This is a genomic window from Bradyrhizobium sp. SSBR45G (genome assembly GCF_030159255.1).
In the GTDB taxonomy this organism is placed as follows: domain Bacteria; phylum Pseudomonadota; class Alphaproteobacteria; order Rhizobiales; family Xanthobacteraceae; genus Bradyrhizobium.
Genome location: NZ_BSCT01000044.1, coordinates 46166 through 63553, shown reverse-complemented (window position 1 = coordinate 63553; position 17388 = coordinate 46166). Strand labels below are relative to the sequence as shown.

Here is a 17388-nt window from a genome sequence, read left to right as displayed (position 1 = left end):
GTCGCTATCAAATGATGCTAAAACTATCTTAGCGCCTATGGGCGAACGCCGGGACGACACCGCTTGTGGAGAAACGGCTGCGGCAACTCAGCCCTATTTGCAGATCCCCTTCAGGGCCTTCCACTCCTCGGCGCTCAGCAATGGCGCCCCGGTCGCCGGGCGGTCCTCGGCGCGCATGCGGGCGAGGCGGTCCTCGGTCAGCGGATGGCTCGACCATAGCGACGGCCGCTTGCCGTCCTCCCGGCCGGTGATGCGGAACATCAACTCGCCCATCGGCCGCGTCGGCCGTCCGAGCTTGTGCATCACCTCGATCGCGAAACTGTCGGCGCCCTCCTCCGCCTCGCGCGAATAGGACGCGCTGATCATGGCGCGGGTGGCGAAGATCGCGGCGCCCGCGCCGGTGATGTCTCCGAACAACAGGCCGATCAGGAACGAGCTGCCGCCATTGTGGATCAGGAGCCGCAGATTATCGCGATGCTTCAGGTGGCCGAGCTCATGGGCCAGAACGCCGGCCACCTCGTCCGGATCATTGGCCTTGTCGAGCAGGCCGCGGAACAGGAAGAAGCGGCCGCCCGGCAGCGCGAAGGCATTGGGGATCGGCGTGTCCAGAACCTGCGACGCGATCGTGTCGTCGAGGCCGGCCGGCCGGCGCAGCGCCGTCACGAGCTTGGCAAACGCAGCCTGCCCCGCCGCCTCGTCGCACAGCTTGTCGCCGAACAGCGTCTGGACCTGCACCACGGCCGCCTCGCCGAGATGACGCTCCATGGTCGGCGGCACGAGCGGCGTCAGCCGGTCAGCAGCGAACGGCAGCACGACCAGCACGACCGCGATGATCGAGGCCACCGCCGCCAGCGACCAGCCGACGATGCGCGCGACCGCTCCGCGCGTCAGGCTGTTCTGGTCGATGTGGCTGCAGCGCCCGACCAGCTCAGCCGCCAGAGCCGGCTCGCGGATCTCGAGCCGGGCCAGGGGCGAGGCCGACAGGCAGCTGACCCGCAAGGTGCCACTCGGCCCATCGACCCGGCGGATGTCGTCATACGGCCAGGAGACGAAATTGTCGGGGCTGCGCAGCACGAGCTGATTGGCAAAGCCGATCGTGACGTTCTGCCGCCGGTTCGACCGGCCGTCGAAATAGATGGCAGGGCCGCCCGGCGGAGCGGCCTGCTCCACCGGCGTCGCCTCGCCGGCGCTGGCGGCGCTGGCGGCGCCGAGCTCTGGATCAGAATCCGGCGACGTCGAGGCCATCGGCAAACCCTTCGCCGAGCGCACTGGCCAGATCGCCCTTGGCGGCGACGTTGGCCATGGCCTCGATGCCATGCACCTGCACCGACTCGAGCACCGTCGCCCAGATGTCGCGCACGAGATAGAGACGCATCACGACGTTGAGCGCCAGGATCCAGGCGATGTAGCCCAGTCCGCCCAGCACCAGCGCCGGCATCTGGTTGGATAAGGATTGCGCTCGCTGCAAACCGCCACCATCCGGCCCGAGCAGTTGCGCGGTCACCGCGAGCACGGCGCTGAAGTAGGCAGCGGAGGCTATCGAGAGCAGGAAGAACCAGGCGATCACCTTCCAGTAAAGGGCGTAGAAGGCGTCGCCAGCCAGCGTCGAGTCCAGGCGGACTCCGCCGAAACGGATGCCCGACAGCCACCAGCTCCACTCGACCGCTTTGAACTGTGCATAAAGAAACGGCGCGAGGACCAGGAGAACGATGGCTGAGAAGGCGCCTGCGACGCCCGCCGAAGGCCAGCCGCCGGAGTTGAAGGCCAGATACATCAACAGCGACACGGCGGCAGTGGCGGCTGGCGGGGCCAGCCACAGATACCAAGCCCGCTTGAAGAAGTCCCAGCCGCGTCCTTCGAAATCGCCGCGCAGGTCGCCGTAATGCGAATGTCGCATCTTGTAGCGCTCGAGCGCGGCAGCCCGCCATGGCCAAGCCAGTCCCAGCGTGAGCACCGTCAGCAGCGTCCACAACATCGCACGGCCAGCATAGGCCCAGCCGGAGCCGTCCATCCAGAACCGGATGCCGCGCCAGACCGTGCGCGTTAGCCGGTAGCGGCGCGCGCGGTAGATCGCGAACTGGCCGAACGCATAGAAGGAGATCACCAGCGGCGCGCTGGCGAAGCCCTGGTAGCGCTCGGCCTCGACGCCGATGAGGAAATAGACGAGGTAGATCGGAACCAGGATCGCCATCGCGAACAGGAAGCCGATCAGAAGCTCCTTGCCGCGTCCGGTGTATTCGGCGGCATCGCCGTCGACCGCCGTGTTGACCCACAGATGGCGGCGGATGTCGGTGGCCAGCCAGAACCGGTAGAAGCCCAGCGTGATCAATTCGATGGCCGCACCGCGGCTGACCAGGCGGAAGAACTCGCCGCGGGATCCGGAAAAGGTGGCAGTCAAAGGCGGGAGCGGCGGAGGCTGCCCTGGAACGTAACTCATCTGGTTCACGGCTTACGCCTCCGACCCACGCAAAAATGTACAAAATAACCCGGTTATTCGTCGCCGGGACGACTCCAAGGTTCGACTCCTTTGTACGCAAGTCGGCCGGAAAAAAACACCGCCCTGGCTGCATCACGCAAAATATCTGCAGCTGGCCGGTGTGCGAACGTGTTGCCGACGCCGGCCTCAAGCCGGTGGCGCGTCACGACGTCTTGTCGAACAGCTCTCGCCCGATCAGCATGCGCCTGATCTCGCTGGTGCCGGCGCCGATCTCATAGAGCTTGGCGTCACGCAGCAGCCGTCCGGTCGGATAGTCGTTTATGTAGCCGTTGCCGCCGAGCAGCTGGATCGCATCGAGCGCGCATTGCGTCGCCTTCTCCGCTGCGAACAGGATGGCGCCCGCCGCGTCCTCGCGCGTGGTCTCGCCGCGGTCGCAGGCCTTGGCCACGGCATACACATAGGCGCGCGCCGCGTTCATGGTGGTGTACATGTCGGCGACCTTGCCCTGCACCAGCTGGAACGTGCCGATCGGCTGGCCGAACTGCTTGCGCTCGTGCACGTAAGGCAGCACCACGTCCATGCAGGCCTGCATGATGCCGAGGGGGCCCGCGGCGAGCACCGCGCGTTCGTAGTCGAGGCCACTCATCAGCACGTTGACGCCGCGGCCGACCTGCCCCAGCACGTTCTCTTCCGGCACCTCGCAATCCTCGAACACCAGCTCGCAGGTGTCGGAGCCGCGCATGCCGAGCTTGTCGAGCTTCTGCGCCGTCGAAAACCCCTTCATGCCCTTCTCGATGATGAAGGCGGTGATGCCGCGCGGCCCGCCCTGCGGATCGGTCTTGGCATAGACCACCAGCGTCTCCGCGACGGGTCCGTTGGTGATCCACATCTTGCTGCCGTTCAGCACGAAGCGATCCCCCTTCTTCTCGGCGCGCGTCTTCATCGAGACGACGTCGGACCCGGCCTGCGGCTCGGACATCGCGAGCGAGCCGACATGCTCGCCGGAGATCAGCTTCGGCAGATATTTGCGCTTCTGCGCCTCGCTGCCGTTGCGGCGGATCTGGTTGACGCAGAGATTGGAGTGCGCGCCGTAGGACAGGCCGACCGAGGCCGAGGCGCGCGAGATCTCCTCCATGGCGATGCAGTGCTCGAGATAGCCGAGCCCGGCGCCGCCATGCTCCTCCTCCACCGTGATGCCGTGCAGGCCGAGCTCGCCGAGCTTGGGCCAGAGGTCGCGCGGGAACTGGTTGGAACGGTCGATCTCGGCCGCGCGCGGCGCGATCTGGTCTTGCGAGAAACCGGCCACCGTCTCGCGGATCGCATCGGCGGTTTCGCCGAGATCGAAATTGAACATGCGCTGCGCGTTGGCGATCATGTGGCGGCCTCCTGCTCGTCTTCTGCTTTGCAACAATGGCTCACAGCCATATTCCGTGGCGTGGCGCTTGTCACGTCCGACGTCCGGCCGAATGCCAGCGTTGTGACGCAAGACTCCGGCGGTGCCCGGTAAACTCCGCGCTTGCCCCTCCGCCCCGGGCAGGATGTAATCGCGCGGATGACGCCGGGCTCCAAGACCCGGTCACGAGGGAGACGTCAATGCAAGCGACCACCGAGCTCGTCAGCACGCGGCAGCCATCGGCGTCACAGCAATCCGCGGCCGACGATGCCGCACGGCGCGCCGCGACGCTGCCGCTGGCCGCGTTCGATCCTGGCAATCCCGAGCTGTTCCGCACCGACACGCACTGGCCCTATTTCGACCGGCTGCGCCGCGAGGATCCGGTGCACTACTGCAAGGAATCGATGTTTGGTCCGTACTGGTCGATCACCCGCTACGACGACATCATGGAGATCGAGACCAATCACGCGGTGTTCTCCTCGGCATCGATGCTCGGCGGCATCACCATCCGCGACGTCGATCCCGATCTGCGCCGCGAGAGCTTCATCGCGATGGACCCGCCCCGCCATGCCGCCCAGCGCAAGACGGTGGCGCCGATGTTCACGCCAACGCATCTCGACGAGCTCGCGATCAACATCCGCACGCGTTCGGCCGAATGCCTCGACAAGCTGCCCTTCGGCGAGGTGTTCGACTGGGTCGACCGCGTCTCGATCGAGCTGACCACGCAGATGCTGGCGGTGCTGTTCGACTTCCCCTGGGAGGACCGCCGCAAGCTGACGCGCTGGTCGGACATCGCGACGACGCTTCCCGGCCCCGGCGGGCTGGTCGCGACCGAGGACGCGCGGCAGGCCGAGCTGCTGGAGTGCGCGCGCTATTTCGCCCGGCTCTGGCAGGAGCGCGCCAGCCAGCCGCCGAAGAGCGACCTGCTGTCGATGATGGCGCACAGCGAGGCCACGCGGAACATGGACCCGAAGAACTTTCTCGGCAATCTCGTGCTGCTGATCGTCGGCGGCAACGACACCACGCGCAACACCATGTCCGGCAGCATCTACGCGCTGAGCCGGAATCCGGATCAATACCGCAAGCTCAAGGCCAACCCGGCGCTGATCGACAGCTTCGTGCCGGAGGTGATCCGTTGGCAGACGCCGCTCGCGCACATGCGCCGCACCGCCCTTCAAGACTTCGAGTTTCGCGGCAAGCAGATCAAGAAAGGCGACAAGGTGGTGATGTGGTATGTCTCGGGGAACCGCGACGAGGCCGCGATCGATCGCCCCTACGAGTTCATCATCGATCGTGCCAGGCCGCGCCAGCACCTGTCGTTCGGCTTCGGCATCCACCGCTGCGTCGGCCTTCGCCTGGCCGAGTTGCAGCTCAAGATCATCTGGGAGGAGATCCTGAAGCGCTTCGATCATATCGACGTGATGGACGAGCCGAAGCGGGTCTATTCCAGCTTCGTGAAGGGATATGAGACACTGCCGGTGCGGATTGCGGCGTAGGTTGTGTTTGAGATTCGATTGGATTCGAATTGGGTGCCCATGTGCGGCCCCGTAGCTGCCCGATACAGTGCCCTCTCCCCTTGCGGGAGAGGGCATCTCCGACCTTTCCATGCACGCGGTTGGGTGAGGGGTGTCGCTCCGCGTACGACACTCGTAGAGACATACCCCTCACCCGACCGAGTTTGCTGAGCCTTCCTACATGCCCTCTCCCGCAAGGGGAGAGGGCGCATTCAATTGCACCGCAAATGCGCAGCAGATTTGGTTTCGATAGTCGAGCAACCCTTTCAGCAAAGGACCCCCCATGACCGCCCAGGCCGCGCTTCGTTCCGACCATGCCGATCTGCTGCGCGAGGCGCGGCTGGAGGCCTATTCCACGCCGATCGGGGACTTTCATCCCGGCGCGCCCAGGCTGTTTCAGAACGACACGCTGTGGCCGTGGTTCGAGCGGCTGCGCAAGGAGGCGCCGGTGCACTACTGCACCAACGCGCCGATCGAGCCCTATTGGTCGGTCACGCGCTATCACGACATCATGCATGTCGACACCAATCACGCGATCTTCTCTTCGGATGTCAGCAATGGCGGCATCATGATCCGCGACGTGCCGCCCGGCTATGAATGGCCGAGCTTCATCGCGATGGACGAGCCGGTTCATGGCGAGCAGCGCAAGACGGTGCAGCCGATGTTCACGCCCGACCATCTCGACGAGATGGCCGTTCTGATCCGCCAGCGCTCCGCCAAGGTGCTGGATTCGCTGCCGCGCAACGAGACGTTCAACTGGGTCGAGAAGGTCTCGATCGAGCTGACCACGCAGATGCTGGCGACCTTGTTCGACTTCCCATTCGAGGAGCGGCGCAAGCTGACGCGCTGGTCGGACGTCTCCACGGCACTGCCCAAAAGCGGCATTGTCTCGTCGGAGGAGGAGCGACTGCGCGAACTGGCCGACTGCGCCGAGACGTTCGGCCGGATGTGGAAGGAACGGCAGGCCAATCCGGGCCGCGACCTGATCTCGATGATGGCGCACAGCGACGCGACGCGGCACATGACGCCGGACAATCTGATGGGCAACCTGATCCTGCTGATCGTTGGCGGCAACGACACCACGCGCAACACCATGACCGCCTCGGTGCTGGCGCTGCACGAGAACCCGGCCGAGTATCAGAAGCTGCGCGACAATCCGGCGCTGATCGACACCATGGTGCCCGAGGTGATCCGCTGGCAGACGCCGCTCGCCCACATGCGGCGCACCGCATTGGTCGACACCGAGCTCGGCGGGAAGACAATCAGGAAGGGCGACCGTGTCGTGATGTGGTACATCTCGGGCAACCGCGACGAGGAGGTGATCGAGAATCCCGACGCCTTCATCATCGACCGCAAGCGGCCGCGCATCCACCTCTCCTTCGGCTTCGGCATCCACCGCTGCGTCGGCATGCGCTTGGCCGAGTTGCAGCTGCGCATCGTCTGGCAGGAGATCCTCAAGCGCTTCGATCGCATCGAAGTCGTGGGCGAACCGAAGCGGGTGTATTCAAGCTTCGTGCGAGGCTACGAGTCGCTGCCTGTGAGGATCCCGGGGTGAGGGCCACGCCTGAGGCCCCCACCTGTTCACTCGCCTGTCGCCGCGGCCCGGCGGCGCGATTCGAGTCAGAAGCCGCGACTGAAATTACCGTCAGCCCGCCCAATCTCGAGCGCTTGGGCCTTCGACACCCCGTCCCGGCACATGATGTATTTCAGAACCTGCGCGTCGGTCCCGGCGCGATGGGCACGCCACATCTCCAGCGTGAAGCCGTTCTTGGCCATGCAGGCCTGAGAGTGCGGACTATCATTGCGCTCTCTGGCATTGGCGTAGTTGGAAGCGAGCAGACTCGTCGAGACAAGGACTATAATACCGGGCAGCCGCATCTGAATCAGTCCTCTCCGAAGTGCATGGAATCAAACGCGGAGACGATAGCCGGCATGGACGAGAGCACAAGCAAAGATTGCATTTATATTCGCGATCACGACGAAGCTGCAGAGACTATCGCGGGCCGCCTATAGAAAACCGGCATGGCTGGGTGAACCAGATGCGATGAGCCGTGCCCCTGGTTTCTGGCTAAATCCAATCCTGCACCTGTCGCGGGTGCGCACGAACCGCAGGACGCCATGGCCGCCTCCGATACGCCGACGACGGGCTCCGACTGGCCGCTCGAGATCTACAACGCGCTGAAGGCCGCCGACGTCAGGCAGCTCTGCTACGTGCCGGACGCCGGCCACTCCCGCCTCATCCGCCTCGCGCATGACGATCCGGCTGTCGCAACGACGGTGCTGACCACCGAGGAGGAAGGCGTCGCGCTGTCGGCCGGCGCCTGGCTGGGCGGCCAGCGCGCGGTGCTGCTGATGCAGTCGAGCGGCGTCGGCAATTGCGTCAACATGTTCTCGCTGCTTCAGAGCTGCCGCTTCCCGTTCCTGACCTTCGTGACGATGCGCGGCGAATGGGCCGAGTTCAATCCGTGGCAGGTGCCGATGGGCAAGGCGACGCCCTCCGCCTTCGAGATCATGGGCGTCACCGTGTTCCGGATCGATCGCCCCGAAGACGCCGGCGAAATGGCGGCCGCAGCCGCAAGGCTCGCCTATGACAGCGATCAGCCGATCGCGGTGCTGATCTCCCAGCGCATGATCGGCGCCAAGAAGTGGACGGAGGCCAAGTGATGAAGGCAGCACTCGATCGCCGTGCAGCCGTGAAGGCGCTGCTGCAGGACCGTGGCGACCTCCTGATCGTCAGCGGGCTCGGCTCCTCCTCCTACGACGTGTTCGATGCCGGCGATCATCCGGCGAACTTTTATCTCTGGGGCGCGATGGGCGGCGCGGCCATGATCGGCCTTGGACTCGCACTGGCGCAGCCGTCGCGGCCGGTCGCCATCGTCACCGGCGACGGCGAGCAGCTGATGGGCCTCGGCAGCCTTGCGACGATCGCAGCCAAGAAGCCGGGGAACCTCTCGATCGTCGTGCTCGACAACGCTCATTTCGGTGAGACCGGCATGCAGATGAGCCATTCGGGGCTCGGCGCAAATCTCGAGCTGATCGCGACCGGCGCCGGCTTTCCCTCGGTGAGCACGATCGAGACTCTTGCGGCCCTGAATGCCTTCCGGCCGAAGCTGCACGATCTCTCAGGCCCGCATTTCGCCCGCGTCGCGATCTCGACCGATCATGTCGACCGCGCTTTGCCCCCGCGTGACGGCGTCTTCCTGAAGAACCGCTTCCGCGGCCATCTCGGCCTGCCGGTGAACTAGCCGAGCTTGATGTCCCACACGCCCTCATCCCGACAGGCCCTGGTTTCACTGCGCAGCAGCGCGGTGATCGCCGCCGTGGCCGCCGAGCCGGGATGGTCGATGGGCGCAGCGACCAGCAGCTCGCGCATCGGGCCGTGCTTGGCGATGACGGCGGTCTCCAGCGTGCCGGCCGTGATCTGGTCGCGCAGCGACGACGGCGGCAGCAGCGTGAAGCCGAGGCCCGCCTCGACGATCGAGGTCAGCACGCGAAACGAATCCGCCTCGATCTGCACATCGAGCCGGGTCTTGCGCCTGGCCGCCTCGTGCTCGATCAGCGCGCGGAGGCCGTGCGAATGACTGGGCAGCACCAGCTTCTGGCGCAGCAGCCAGTCCATGTCGACGCGCTTCATCCGCGCGAGCCCCGAGCCCTTCGGCCCGACAGCGACGACGCTGTCGCGCCCGAGCGGCTGCATCGCCAGATGCAGATCCGCCGACGGACCATAGACCACTGCGAGATCCATCTCGCCGCGATGCAGCCATTCGGTCAGGTGGCCGCTATAGCTCTCGACGATGCACAGGGAGATGCCGGGATAGCGCTCGACCGTGCGGCGCGCGAGCCGCGCCGACAGCACGTAGCTGACGGTCGGGACGAGCCCGAGGACGACGCGGCCGGACGGCTGGCCCGCCTGCGACTGGATGTCGTCGCGGATCTGGTCGAGCTGCCGCACGATGCCGGAGGTGCGCGCCAGCAGCAGCTTGCCCGCCTCGGTCAGCACCATGCCGCGGCCGTTGCGCGTGAACAGCTCCGCGCGCAGCTCGTGCTCCAGCAGCTTGATCTGGCGGCTCAGCGCCGGCTGGGCGATGCGCAGGCGGTCGGAGGCTTTCGACAGGCTGCCGAGCTCGGCCACGCAACTGAACGTCTTGAGCTGACGGAAATCCATGCTTGCCAATCTTGGAAGGCTTGGTCATAGGCTATAACAATCCAGCATAGGGAGACCGCGGGCGTTTCACAATCGTCCGCGGGACAAGCGAATGACAGAACAACATCAGCACGACGACTACCCCGACATCCGCGACGCGGTGGCCAAGCTCTGCGCCCAGTTCCCCGGCGACTATTGGCGCAAGCTCGATCGCGAGATGGCCTATCCATCGGCGTTCGTCGATGCGCTGACGCAGGCCGGCTATCTCTCCGTGCTGATCCCCGAGGAATATGGCGGCGCCGGCCTGAAGCTGTCGGCGGCGGCGGCGATCCTGGAGGAGATCCAGCGCGCCGGCTGCAATGGCGGCGGCTGTCATGCCCAGATGTACACGATGGGCACGGTGCTGCGGCACGGCTCGGCCGAGCAGAAGGCCAAATGGCTGCCGAAGGTCGCCAGCGGCGAATTGCGGCTGCAGGCGTTCGGCGTCACCGAGCCGACCTCGGGTACGGACACCTCGTCGCTGAAGACCTTCGCCAAGCGCGACGGCGACAGCTACATCGTCAACGGCCAGAAGATCTGGACCAGCCGCGCCGAATATTCCGACCTGATGATCCTGCTGGCGCGCACCACGCCGAAGGACCAGGCGGAGAAGCGCACCGATGGCCTCTCGGTGTTCATCGTCGACATGCGCGAGGCCAAGAAGGCCGGGCTCACCATCCGTCCGATCCGCACGATGATGAACCACGCCACCACGGAAGTGTTCTTCACCGACATGCGCGTGCCGGCCGAGAACCTGATCGGCGAGGAAGGCAGAGGCTTTCGCTACATCCTCTCCGGCATGAACGCCGAGCGCATCCTGATCGCCGCCGAATGCGTCGGCGACGCCAAATGGTTCATCGCCAAGGCGACTGCTTACGCCAAGGAGCGCGTCGTGTTCGGCCGCCCGATCGGCCAAAATCAAGGCATCCAGTTCCCGATCGCCAAGGCCTATGCGTCGATGCGCGCGGCCGAGCTGATGGTCAAGGAAGCGACGCGCAAATACGAGGCCGGGCAGGATTGCGGCGCCGAGGCCAACATGGCCAAGATGCTCGCCGCCGACGCCTCGTTCGAGGCGGCCAACGCCTGCATCCAGACCCATGGCGGCTTCGGTTTCGCCGAGGAGTACGACGTCGAGCGCAAATTCCGCGAGACGCGGCTGTATCAGGTGGCGCCGATCTCGACCAATTTGATCCTGTCCTACGTCGCCGAGCACGTGCTCGGCATGCCCAGGTCGTATTGACATGGCCATGTTAGTTCATCGCTCGTGGCTATCCTTCGAGACGCCCGCCTCCGGCGTGCTCCTCAGGATGAGGATCGAAGGCACTGCGAGAGTCCCACCCCTCATGGTGAGGAGCGCCGCCCTTGCGGCGCGTCTCGAACCATGAGGCCCCACTCCATGAGTCCGCGCCATGCTGCCACTTGAAGGGATCACCGTCGTCGCCGTCGAGCAGGCGGTGGCCGCGCCGTTCTGCTCGTCGCGGCTGGCGGATGCCGGCGCCCATGTCATCAAGATCGAACGGCCCGAGGGCGATTTCGCCCGCGGCTACGACGCGGCAGCGAAGGGTCAGAGCAGCTACTTCGTCTGGCTCAACCGCGGCAAGGATTCGCGTGTCATCGATCTCGCCAAGCCGGAAGGCCGCGCCGAGTTGGAGACGCTGATCGCGGGCGCCGACGTGCTGCTGCAGAACCTCAAGCCCGGCTCGATGGACAAGATGGGCTTTGCCCGCGAACGCCTGCGCAAGGATTATCCAAAACTGATCTGCTGCACGATCACCGGCTATGGCGACAGCGGCCCCTATGCCGACCGCAAGGCCTATGATTTGCTGATCCAGGCCGAGAGCGGCCTCGCCTCCATCACCGGCGGCCCCGAGGGGCCGTCGCGCGTCGGCATGTCGATCGTCGACGTCGCCACCGGCGCGACCGCGCATGCCGCGATCCTGGAGGCGCTGATCAAGCGCGGCCGCACCGGCGAGGGCGCCGATATCAGGATCTCGATGTTCGACGTGATGGCCGACTGGCTCACCGTGCCGTTGCTGAACGCCGAGGCCGGCAATGCGCCGAAGCGCATCGGTCTCGCGCATCCATCGATCGCGCCCTATGGCGTGTTCACGTCGAAGGACGGCAAGGACATCCTGATCTCGATCCAGAGCGAGCGCGAGTGGACGACGCTGTGCGCCAAGGTGCTGGAGCAGCCCGGCCTGCCCGACGATCCGCGCTTTGCCAACATGGTCGAACGCGTCCGCAATCGCACGCTGACTGACGGCATCGTTGCCGCGCGCTTCGCGGCGCTGTCGCGTGACGAACTGCTCGCCAAGCTCGCCGCGGCCGACATCGCCTTTGCCGAGGTCAACAGCATGGCGGATCTCTCGACCCATCCGCATCTGCGGCGCATCGCGGTCGACACGCCCAACGGCGTCGTCAGCTATCCGGCGCCGGCGGCGATCGTGGTCGGCGATGACAGGCAGTACGGCGCGGTGCCAGCGATCGGCGAGACCGCCTCGCCCCAGCAGCGAAAGGGATGATCATGACGGAGACCCTCGATCTCGACCATCTCCGGCAATGGGTCGGCCGCAGCACTGAAGCGACCGACATCGTCACCGCGCAACTGACAAAAGGCCTGCGCGCGACGCTGTTTCAGGACATCGGCGAGCCCGTGACCGGCGACATCGCGCCCTACACCGTCCATTGGTGCCTGGCCCAGCCGGTGTTCCCGCATGATCAGCTCGGCCCCGACGGCCATCCGACCCGCGGCGGCTTCCTGCCGCCGGTGCCGCTGCCGCGGCGGATGTGGGCCGGCGGCGAGGTCCAGTTCATTGATCCCTTGCGCGTCGGCGACGTCGCCACCCGCGTCTCGACCATCACCGACGTCACGCTGAAGAGCGGCTCGACCGGCCAGCTCTGCTTCGTCGCGGTCGAGCATGTCGTGTCGACGCCGCGCGGGACAGCGATCCGCGAGCGCCAGGACATCGTCTATCGCGACATGGGCGGCGCGCCGGCAGCACCGGCCAAGGCACCGCCGCCCCCGCCGGTGGCGCAGCACAGCGAGACGCGCGTTTCCGATGCCGTGCTGCTGTTTCGCTATTCGGCCCTGACCTTCAACGGCCACCGCATCCATTACGACCGCGACTACGTCACCAGGGTCGAGGGCTATCCCGGGCTGATCTTCCACGGTCCGTTGCAGGCCGCTCTCCTGGTCGAGTTCGCCGCCAGGCTGAAAGGCAAGCCGCCGGCCAAATTCGCCTATCGCGGCGTGCAGCCGCTGTTCGAGGGCAGCGAATTCTCGGTGAATGCCAACGACAAGGATGGCGGTCTGGAGCTGTGGACCGCCAACGCCGAGCGGCAGCCGACGATGAAGGGCACCGCGAATTGGTGATACAAACGCCGTCACTGCGAGGAGCGAAGCGACGAAGCAATCCAGAGTCTCGAAAGCGGCTCTGGATTGCTTCGCTTCGCTCGCAATGACGAGAATAGCAACAACGGTGCGAGGAAACCCCTTTGTCGGCCAAATCATCCAAGACCAAGCCCGTCACCGTCAAGCAGGCCACCTTCGAGCTGCTGCGCGCCTTCGGCATCACAAAAGTGTTCGGCAATCCCGGCTCGACCGAGCTGCCGTTCCTGAGCGACTGGCCCGATGACATCGACTACGTGCTCGGCCTCCAGGAGGCGAGCGTCGTCGGCATGGCCGACGGCTATGCGCAGGCGACGCGCAATGCCGGCTTCGTCAATCTGCATTCGGCGGCCGGCGTCGGCAATGCGCTCGGCAACATCTACACCGCCCATCGCAACCAGACGCCGCTGGTGATCACCGCCGGCCAGCAGGCGCGCTCGATCCTGCCGCTGCAGGCGTTCCTCTACGCCGAGCGCCCGTCGGAATTTCCCAGGCCTTACGTCAAATACAGCGTCGAGCCGGCGCGCCCCGAGGACGTGCCCGGCGCGATCGCCCGCGCCTATTACACCGCGATGCAGCCGCCGTGCGGGCCGACCTTCGTCTCGATCCCGATCGACGACTGGATGCATCCGGCGCAGCCGGTGGCGGCCCGCAAGGTCAGCCGCGAGCTCGGCCCCGACCGCGCCGCGATGGACGAGCTGGTCAGCGCGCTCACTGCCGCAAAGAACCCCGCGCTCGTGGTCGGCCCGGGCATCGACCGCGCCGGCTGTGTCGAGCTGATGGTCGCGGTCGCGGAGAAGGCGAAAGCGAGCGTCTGGGTCAGCCCGTTCTCGGCGCGCTGCTCGTTTCCCGAGCGGCATCCGCAATTCCAGGGTTTTCTGCACGCTGCGCCGGGACAATTGTCGGATGCCTTGAGGCCGCACGATGTGGTCGTGGTGATCGGCGCCCCGGTGTTCACCTTCCACGTCGAAGGCCATGCCGCGATCTTCGACGGCGCGGCCGCGATCTATCAGATCACCGACGATGCCGAGGGCGCGGCGGTGCCGCCGATCGGCACCAGCATCATCGCCACGATGCGCCCGGCGCTGTCGCTGCTGCTGGAGCTGCTGGCGGAGACCGCGCGTGCCGCGCCGAAGGGCCGCGTGCTGCCGGAGGCGCCGAAGCCGGCCGACCCGATCCCGGTCGACTATCTGCTGCACACGCTGTCACAAGCCTTGCCCGCCCACAGCGCCGTCGTCGAGGAGATCCCCTCGCACCGCCCTGTGATGCACAAGCACATGCCGATGCCGGGCGCGGATTCGTTCTACACGATGGCGAGCGGCGGGCTCGGCTACAGCCTGCCGGCCGCCGTCGGCATGGCGCTCGGACGGCCGAAGGATCGCACCATCTGCCTGATCGGCGACGGTTCGGCGATGTATTCGCTGCAGGCGCTGTGGACATCAGCGCAGCGCCGGCTGCCGATGACCGTCGTGGTGATCAACAATTCCGGCTATGGCGCGATGCGCTCGTTCAGCCAGGTCATGCAGGTGCGCAACGTGCCCGGCCTCGATCTGCCCGGCCTGGATTTCGTCAGGCTCGCCGAGGGCATGGGCTGCGACGCCGTCCGGGTGGACCGATCGGCCGATCTGCCGGCGGCGCTCGCCCGCAGCCTCAGCCATCCCGGCACGAGCCTCGTCGAGGTGATGGTGGATTCCGCCGTCCCCCTGCTTTACGCGACCAAGCGCTGAGGCGCCGTTCGATCAACGGACAGCGAGTCAACAACCGCCATCGCGACAATACGTCGCATCTGGCGGCCGACGGTATGGCTTGCCTCGAAATCCTCACCTGCCGGCCCAAACGATGAAGCCGGGGGTGCGCGGCCAAGCGATTGTTTCAGAAGCTTTCTGTCCCCCTGCGCCACCGCGTCGCAGCTTGCTCGCCGCAAATGCCGCGAAATCCTGCCCTGAGGTTGCAGACAGACGCCATGCTGCTTGCATGGTCCGACCATCCTGCAAACCAAAATCATTACCAGAAAGGTTCCGCATCCAATCCAGCGTACCCAAGGGAGTTGAGCTGATGGCGGATAAGAAGAACCTTCAACCCGCGGCCGGCAAGAAAGACCTTTACCGGCATGTCAGCGTGCTGGCCCTCATGGCCGCACTGGCGATCACCGCACTGCCCCACAATGCCAACGCGCAGGCCATCGCGCTGGCCACGACGACCACCACGAACGCCGCGGCGAAGGCGGCCCAGGATGCCGCGGTCAAGGCCGCGGCCAGCGCTGCCGCCAAGGCTGCGCAGGACGCCGCCGCCAAGGCCGCTGCCGCCGCAGCAGCCAAGGCCGCGCAGGATGCCGCCGCGAAGGCTGCGGCCGCCGCGGCCACCAAGGCCGCCGCCGCTGCGGCCGCCAAGGCTGCATCCGCCGCCGCCACCAAGGCCGCGACCACGGCCGCCGCAACCGCTGCCACGACCGCAGCAAGCACGGCCGCCAAGACCGCCGCCACCACCACCACGGGAACGGCGAGCACCGCTGCCAAGACCGCGGCCACCACCACGACGGCGAGCACGGCTGCCAAGACGACGACTGTCGCCACGACGGCAGCTGCGACGACCACGACCGGCACGGCCAAGACCGCAGCCGCGACCACCACGACGACGGCCGCCAAGCCGGCCGCTGCAGCAGCGGCAGCCACGACCACCGTCGCGGTCGCGAAGGCCACCGCCACGCCGGCAGCGGCAGCAACGCCGGCCAAGGCTGCGGCCGCCGCGTCGAGCACCACCGATGCCGTCGCCAAGGCCAACGCTGCCGCAGCCGCCGCTGCGCAGACCGCAGCCGCCGCAGAGGCCCAGGTCGCAACCGACCGCAAGGCGATCGATGCCGCCCGCCAGGCCGAGCAGACCGCACGCGGCGCCGCGATCGAGGCCCAGGAGCAGGCCGAGAAGAACCCGACCGCAGCCGCCCAGGCCGCCGCCACCGCGGCTGCTGCGAAGTTGACCGCAGCCTCCGCCGCGCTGCAGGCAGCCTTCCAGAAGCTCGACAAGGACATCGACGTGTCCAACGAGGCCAAGGAAGCCGCCAACGCCGCCAAGGACACCGCGCGCGAGACGGCGGAAGCCGCCGGAAAGGCCGCCCAGCAGGCCGGCCAGGCCGCCGGCAATGCCAACAACGGCGGAGCCGCCGCGAACAATGGCGGCGCGGCAGCGAACAACGGCAACGCCAACAACAACAACCAGCAGAACCAGGAGGCGAAGGAGGCCGCCGAGCAGGCTGCGCTCCAGGCGGCCCTGAAGACCGGCGAGCAGGCGCGTGCGGCTGCCCAGCAGAAGACGCAGGCTGCGCAGGCCGCAGCGACCCAGAACCAGAAGACGGTCGAGGCCGCGCTCAACCAGAAGATCGGCACGATCGATGCGACGGTCGAAGCGGCCGAGCAGAAGGTGAATGCCGACCGGCAGGCGCTCGAGAAGGCGCGTCAGGTCGCGCAGCAGGCCACGCAGGATGCGCAGGAGGCGGCTGAGGTCCTCGAGCGCGCCAACAATGCCGCCAACCAGGCCGCACTGGCCGCGGCGCAGGCCAAGGCACAGACCACCGCCAACGCCTTCAACGCCGCCAACAACCAGTTGAACGCCGACAACCAGGCCCTGACCCAGGCCCGCGAGACCGGCGAGCAGCAGGAGCAGGCGCTGCGGGCGGCAGCCCAGCAGCAGATCCAGGCCGGCTATACCGCCGCACAGCAGGCGACCCAGGCCGCCTGGGCCGAGGCGCAGCAGGTCGGCAACGCCGCGCTGGCAGCGCTCGAGCAGTAAGGCCACCGCGGTCCGCGCCGTCCTCCTGGTTCCCATGGGGCGGCGCGGGCACGGCAACGACAACAAAGCCACCACCAGCCGCATGCCGACCGGCCGGGGGTAATGATCACACGACAGGACTTGACCTCACCCCGTCGCATGATCCTCCCCCGGCCCCCCATCCGCCGGACATGCATTGCCTCCAGCCCCGCCCCCTGCGGGGCTTCTTTTTTGCTGCCGCCGACCAGCGCCGCTCCTCTCCATGAACACGCGGCTGATCGCCAACCTGCTGCGCCGGTCTCAGAACCCGACCCTCTCCATGAGCACGTTGATCATGGTCAGTTGTCGGGACGGTCCAGCGCGACGCTCGCTGCCAGCCTCTCCCCGCCTGAGGCAGGGCTATCGGATATGAGCAATCTGAGCTTTTCGCGAAACCGTTTCCACATCGTCATGCCCGGGCTCCGTCCCGGGCATCCACGTCGTTCTCAGCATGCCGAACGACGTGGATGGCCGGGACAAGCCCGGCCATGACGGCGTGGAAACAGACGAGCGCAACACTTCGATCATCAAATGCGATAGCCCTGCCGCAGGCGGAGAGAGGCTGGCAGCGAGCGTCGCGCTGGACCGTCCCGACAACTGACCATGATCAGCGTGTTCATGGAGAGGGTTTGGCGCCGAAATCGGCGCTGCAGCTTGGCCATTGGCGTGCGC

The 17388-nt window shown here is 66.6% G+C and carries 15 protein-coding genes; 10 read left to right on the top strand and 5 right to left on the bottom strand.

What is annotated here, in order from left to right:
* Positions 1 to 93 precede the first annotated feature (93 nt).
* The 3 genes from QQL87_RS32735 to QQL87_RS32725 form a co-directional block, all read right to left on the bottom strand.
* On the bottom strand, positions 94 to 1245 hold the full coding sequence (locus QQL87_RS32735) for a M48 family metallopeptidase (RefSeq protein WP_284424042.1): 1152 nt from the start codon (positions 1243 to 1245) through the stop codon (positions 94 to 96).
* Complete coding sequence (locus QQL87_RS32730) at positions 1220 to 2437, bottom strand: DUF898 family protein (protein ID WP_284424043.1); 1218 nt, start codon at positions 2435 to 2437, stop codon at positions 1220 to 1222. Before QQL87_RS32730 ends, QQL87_RS32735 begins: the two co-directional genes overlap by 26 nt.
* A gap of 202 nt (positions 2438 to 2639) precedes the next feature.
* Positions 2640 to 3812, bottom strand: a complete 1173-nt coding sequence (locus QQL87_RS32725; protein ID WP_284424044.1) for an isovaleryl-CoA dehydrogenase — start codon at positions 3810 to 3812, stop codon at positions 2640 to 2642.
* A 218-nt stretch (positions 3813 to 4030) separates the two neighbouring features.
* On the opposite strand from QQL87_RS32725, the gene QQL87_RS32720 reads away from it, so the two are divergent.
* Both QQL87_RS32720 and QQL87_RS32715 read left to right on the top strand, forming a co-directional pair.
* Complete coding sequence (locus tag QQL87_RS32720) at positions 4031 to 5326, top strand: cytochrome P450 (RefSeq protein ID WP_284424045.1); 1296 nt, start codon at positions 4031 to 4033, stop codon at positions 5324 to 5326.
* Between the two features lie 301 nt (positions 5327 to 5627).
* Complete coding sequence (locus QQL87_RS32715) at positions 5628 to 6899, top strand: cytochrome P450 (RefSeq protein ID WP_284424046.1); 1272 nt, start codon at positions 5628 to 5630, stop codon at positions 6897 to 6899.
* Positions 6900 to 6964: 65 nt separating this feature from the next.
* On the opposite strand, the gene QQL87_RS32710 is transcribed toward QQL87_RS32715, so the two are convergent.
* Entirely contained in the window at positions 6965 to 7222 is a 258-nt protein-coding gene (locus QQL87_RS32710) for a hypothetical protein (RefSeq protein ID WP_284424047.1), read from the bottom strand.
* A 240-nt stretch (positions 7223 to 7462) separates the two neighbouring features.
* Between QQL87_RS32710 and QQL87_RS32705 the strand changes: the two genes are divergently transcribed.
* Positions 7463 to 8008 carry a thiamine pyrophosphate-binding protein gene (locus tag QQL87_RS32705; RefSeq protein WP_284424048.1) on the top strand — a complete coding sequence of 182 codons (546 nt, stop codon included), beginning with the start codon at positions 7463 to 7465 and terminating at the stop codon, positions 8006 to 8008.
* The gene (locus QQL87_RS32700) at positions 8008 to 8589 is read left to right on the top strand and encodes a thiamine pyrophosphate-dependent enzyme (RefSeq protein ID WP_284424049.1); all 582 of its coding nucleotides are present in this window, start codon (positions 8008 to 8010) and stop codon (positions 8587 to 8589) included. The genes QQL87_RS32705 and QQL87_RS32700 overlap by 1 nt, the downstream gene beginning before the upstream one ends.
* Here the strand turns inward: QQL87_RS32700 and QQL87_RS32695 are convergent.
* Entirely contained in the window at positions 8586 to 9509 is a 924-nt protein-coding gene (locus QQL87_RS32695) for a LysR substrate-binding domain-containing protein (RefSeq protein ID WP_284424050.1), read from the bottom strand. The two genes, QQL87_RS32700 and QQL87_RS32695, sit on opposite strands and share 4 nt — an antisense overlap.
* A gap of 91 nt (positions 9510 to 9600) precedes the next feature.
* Between QQL87_RS32695 and QQL87_RS32690 the strand changes: the two genes are divergently transcribed.
* The 6 genes from QQL87_RS32690 to QQL87_RS32665 all read left to right on the top strand — a co-directional run bounded on the left by QQL87_RS32690 (position 9601) and on the right by QQL87_RS32665 (position 17317).
* Positions 9601 to 10767 (top strand): acyl-CoA dehydrogenase family protein, encoded by a 1167-nt coding sequence (locus QQL87_RS32690; protein ID WP_284424051.1) that lies wholly within the window; start codon positions 9601 to 9603, stop codon positions 10765 to 10767.
* 169 nt (positions 10768 to 10936) lie between these two features.
* On the top strand, positions 10937 to 12049 hold the full coding sequence (locus QQL87_RS32685; protein WP_284424052.1) for a CaiB/BaiF CoA transferase family protein: 1113 nt from the start codon (positions 10937 to 10939) through the stop codon (positions 12047 to 12049).
* Positions 12050 to 12051: 2 nt separating this feature from the next.
* The gene (locus QQL87_RS32680) at positions 12052 to 12900 is read left to right on the top strand and encodes an HTD2 family dehydratase (RefSeq protein ID WP_284424053.1); all 849 of its coding nucleotides are present in this window, start codon (positions 12052 to 12054) and stop codon (positions 12898 to 12900) included.
* A 122-nt stretch (positions 12901 to 13022) separates the two neighbouring features.
* Complete coding sequence (mdlC, locus tag QQL87_RS32675; protein WP_284424054.1) at positions 13023 to 14642, top strand: benzoylformate decarboxylase; 1620 nt, start codon at positions 13023 to 13025, stop codon at positions 14640 to 14642.
* A gap of 328 nt (positions 14643 to 14970) precedes the next feature.
* Positions 14971 to 16698: a hypothetical protein gene (locus tag QQL87_RS32670; RefSeq protein ID WP_284424055.1), complete on the top strand. Its 1728-nt coding sequence runs from the start codon at positions 14971 to 14973 to the stop codon at positions 16696 to 16698.
* A 469-nt stretch (positions 16699 to 17167) separates the two neighbouring features.
* Positions 17168 to 17317 carry a hypothetical protein gene (locus QQL87_RS32665; RefSeq protein ID WP_284422400.1) on the top strand — a complete coding sequence of 50 codons (150 nt, stop codon included), beginning with the start codon at positions 17168 to 17170 and terminating at the stop codon, positions 17315 to 17317.
* The last annotated feature ends 71 nt before the right edge of the window (positions 17318 to 17388 follow it).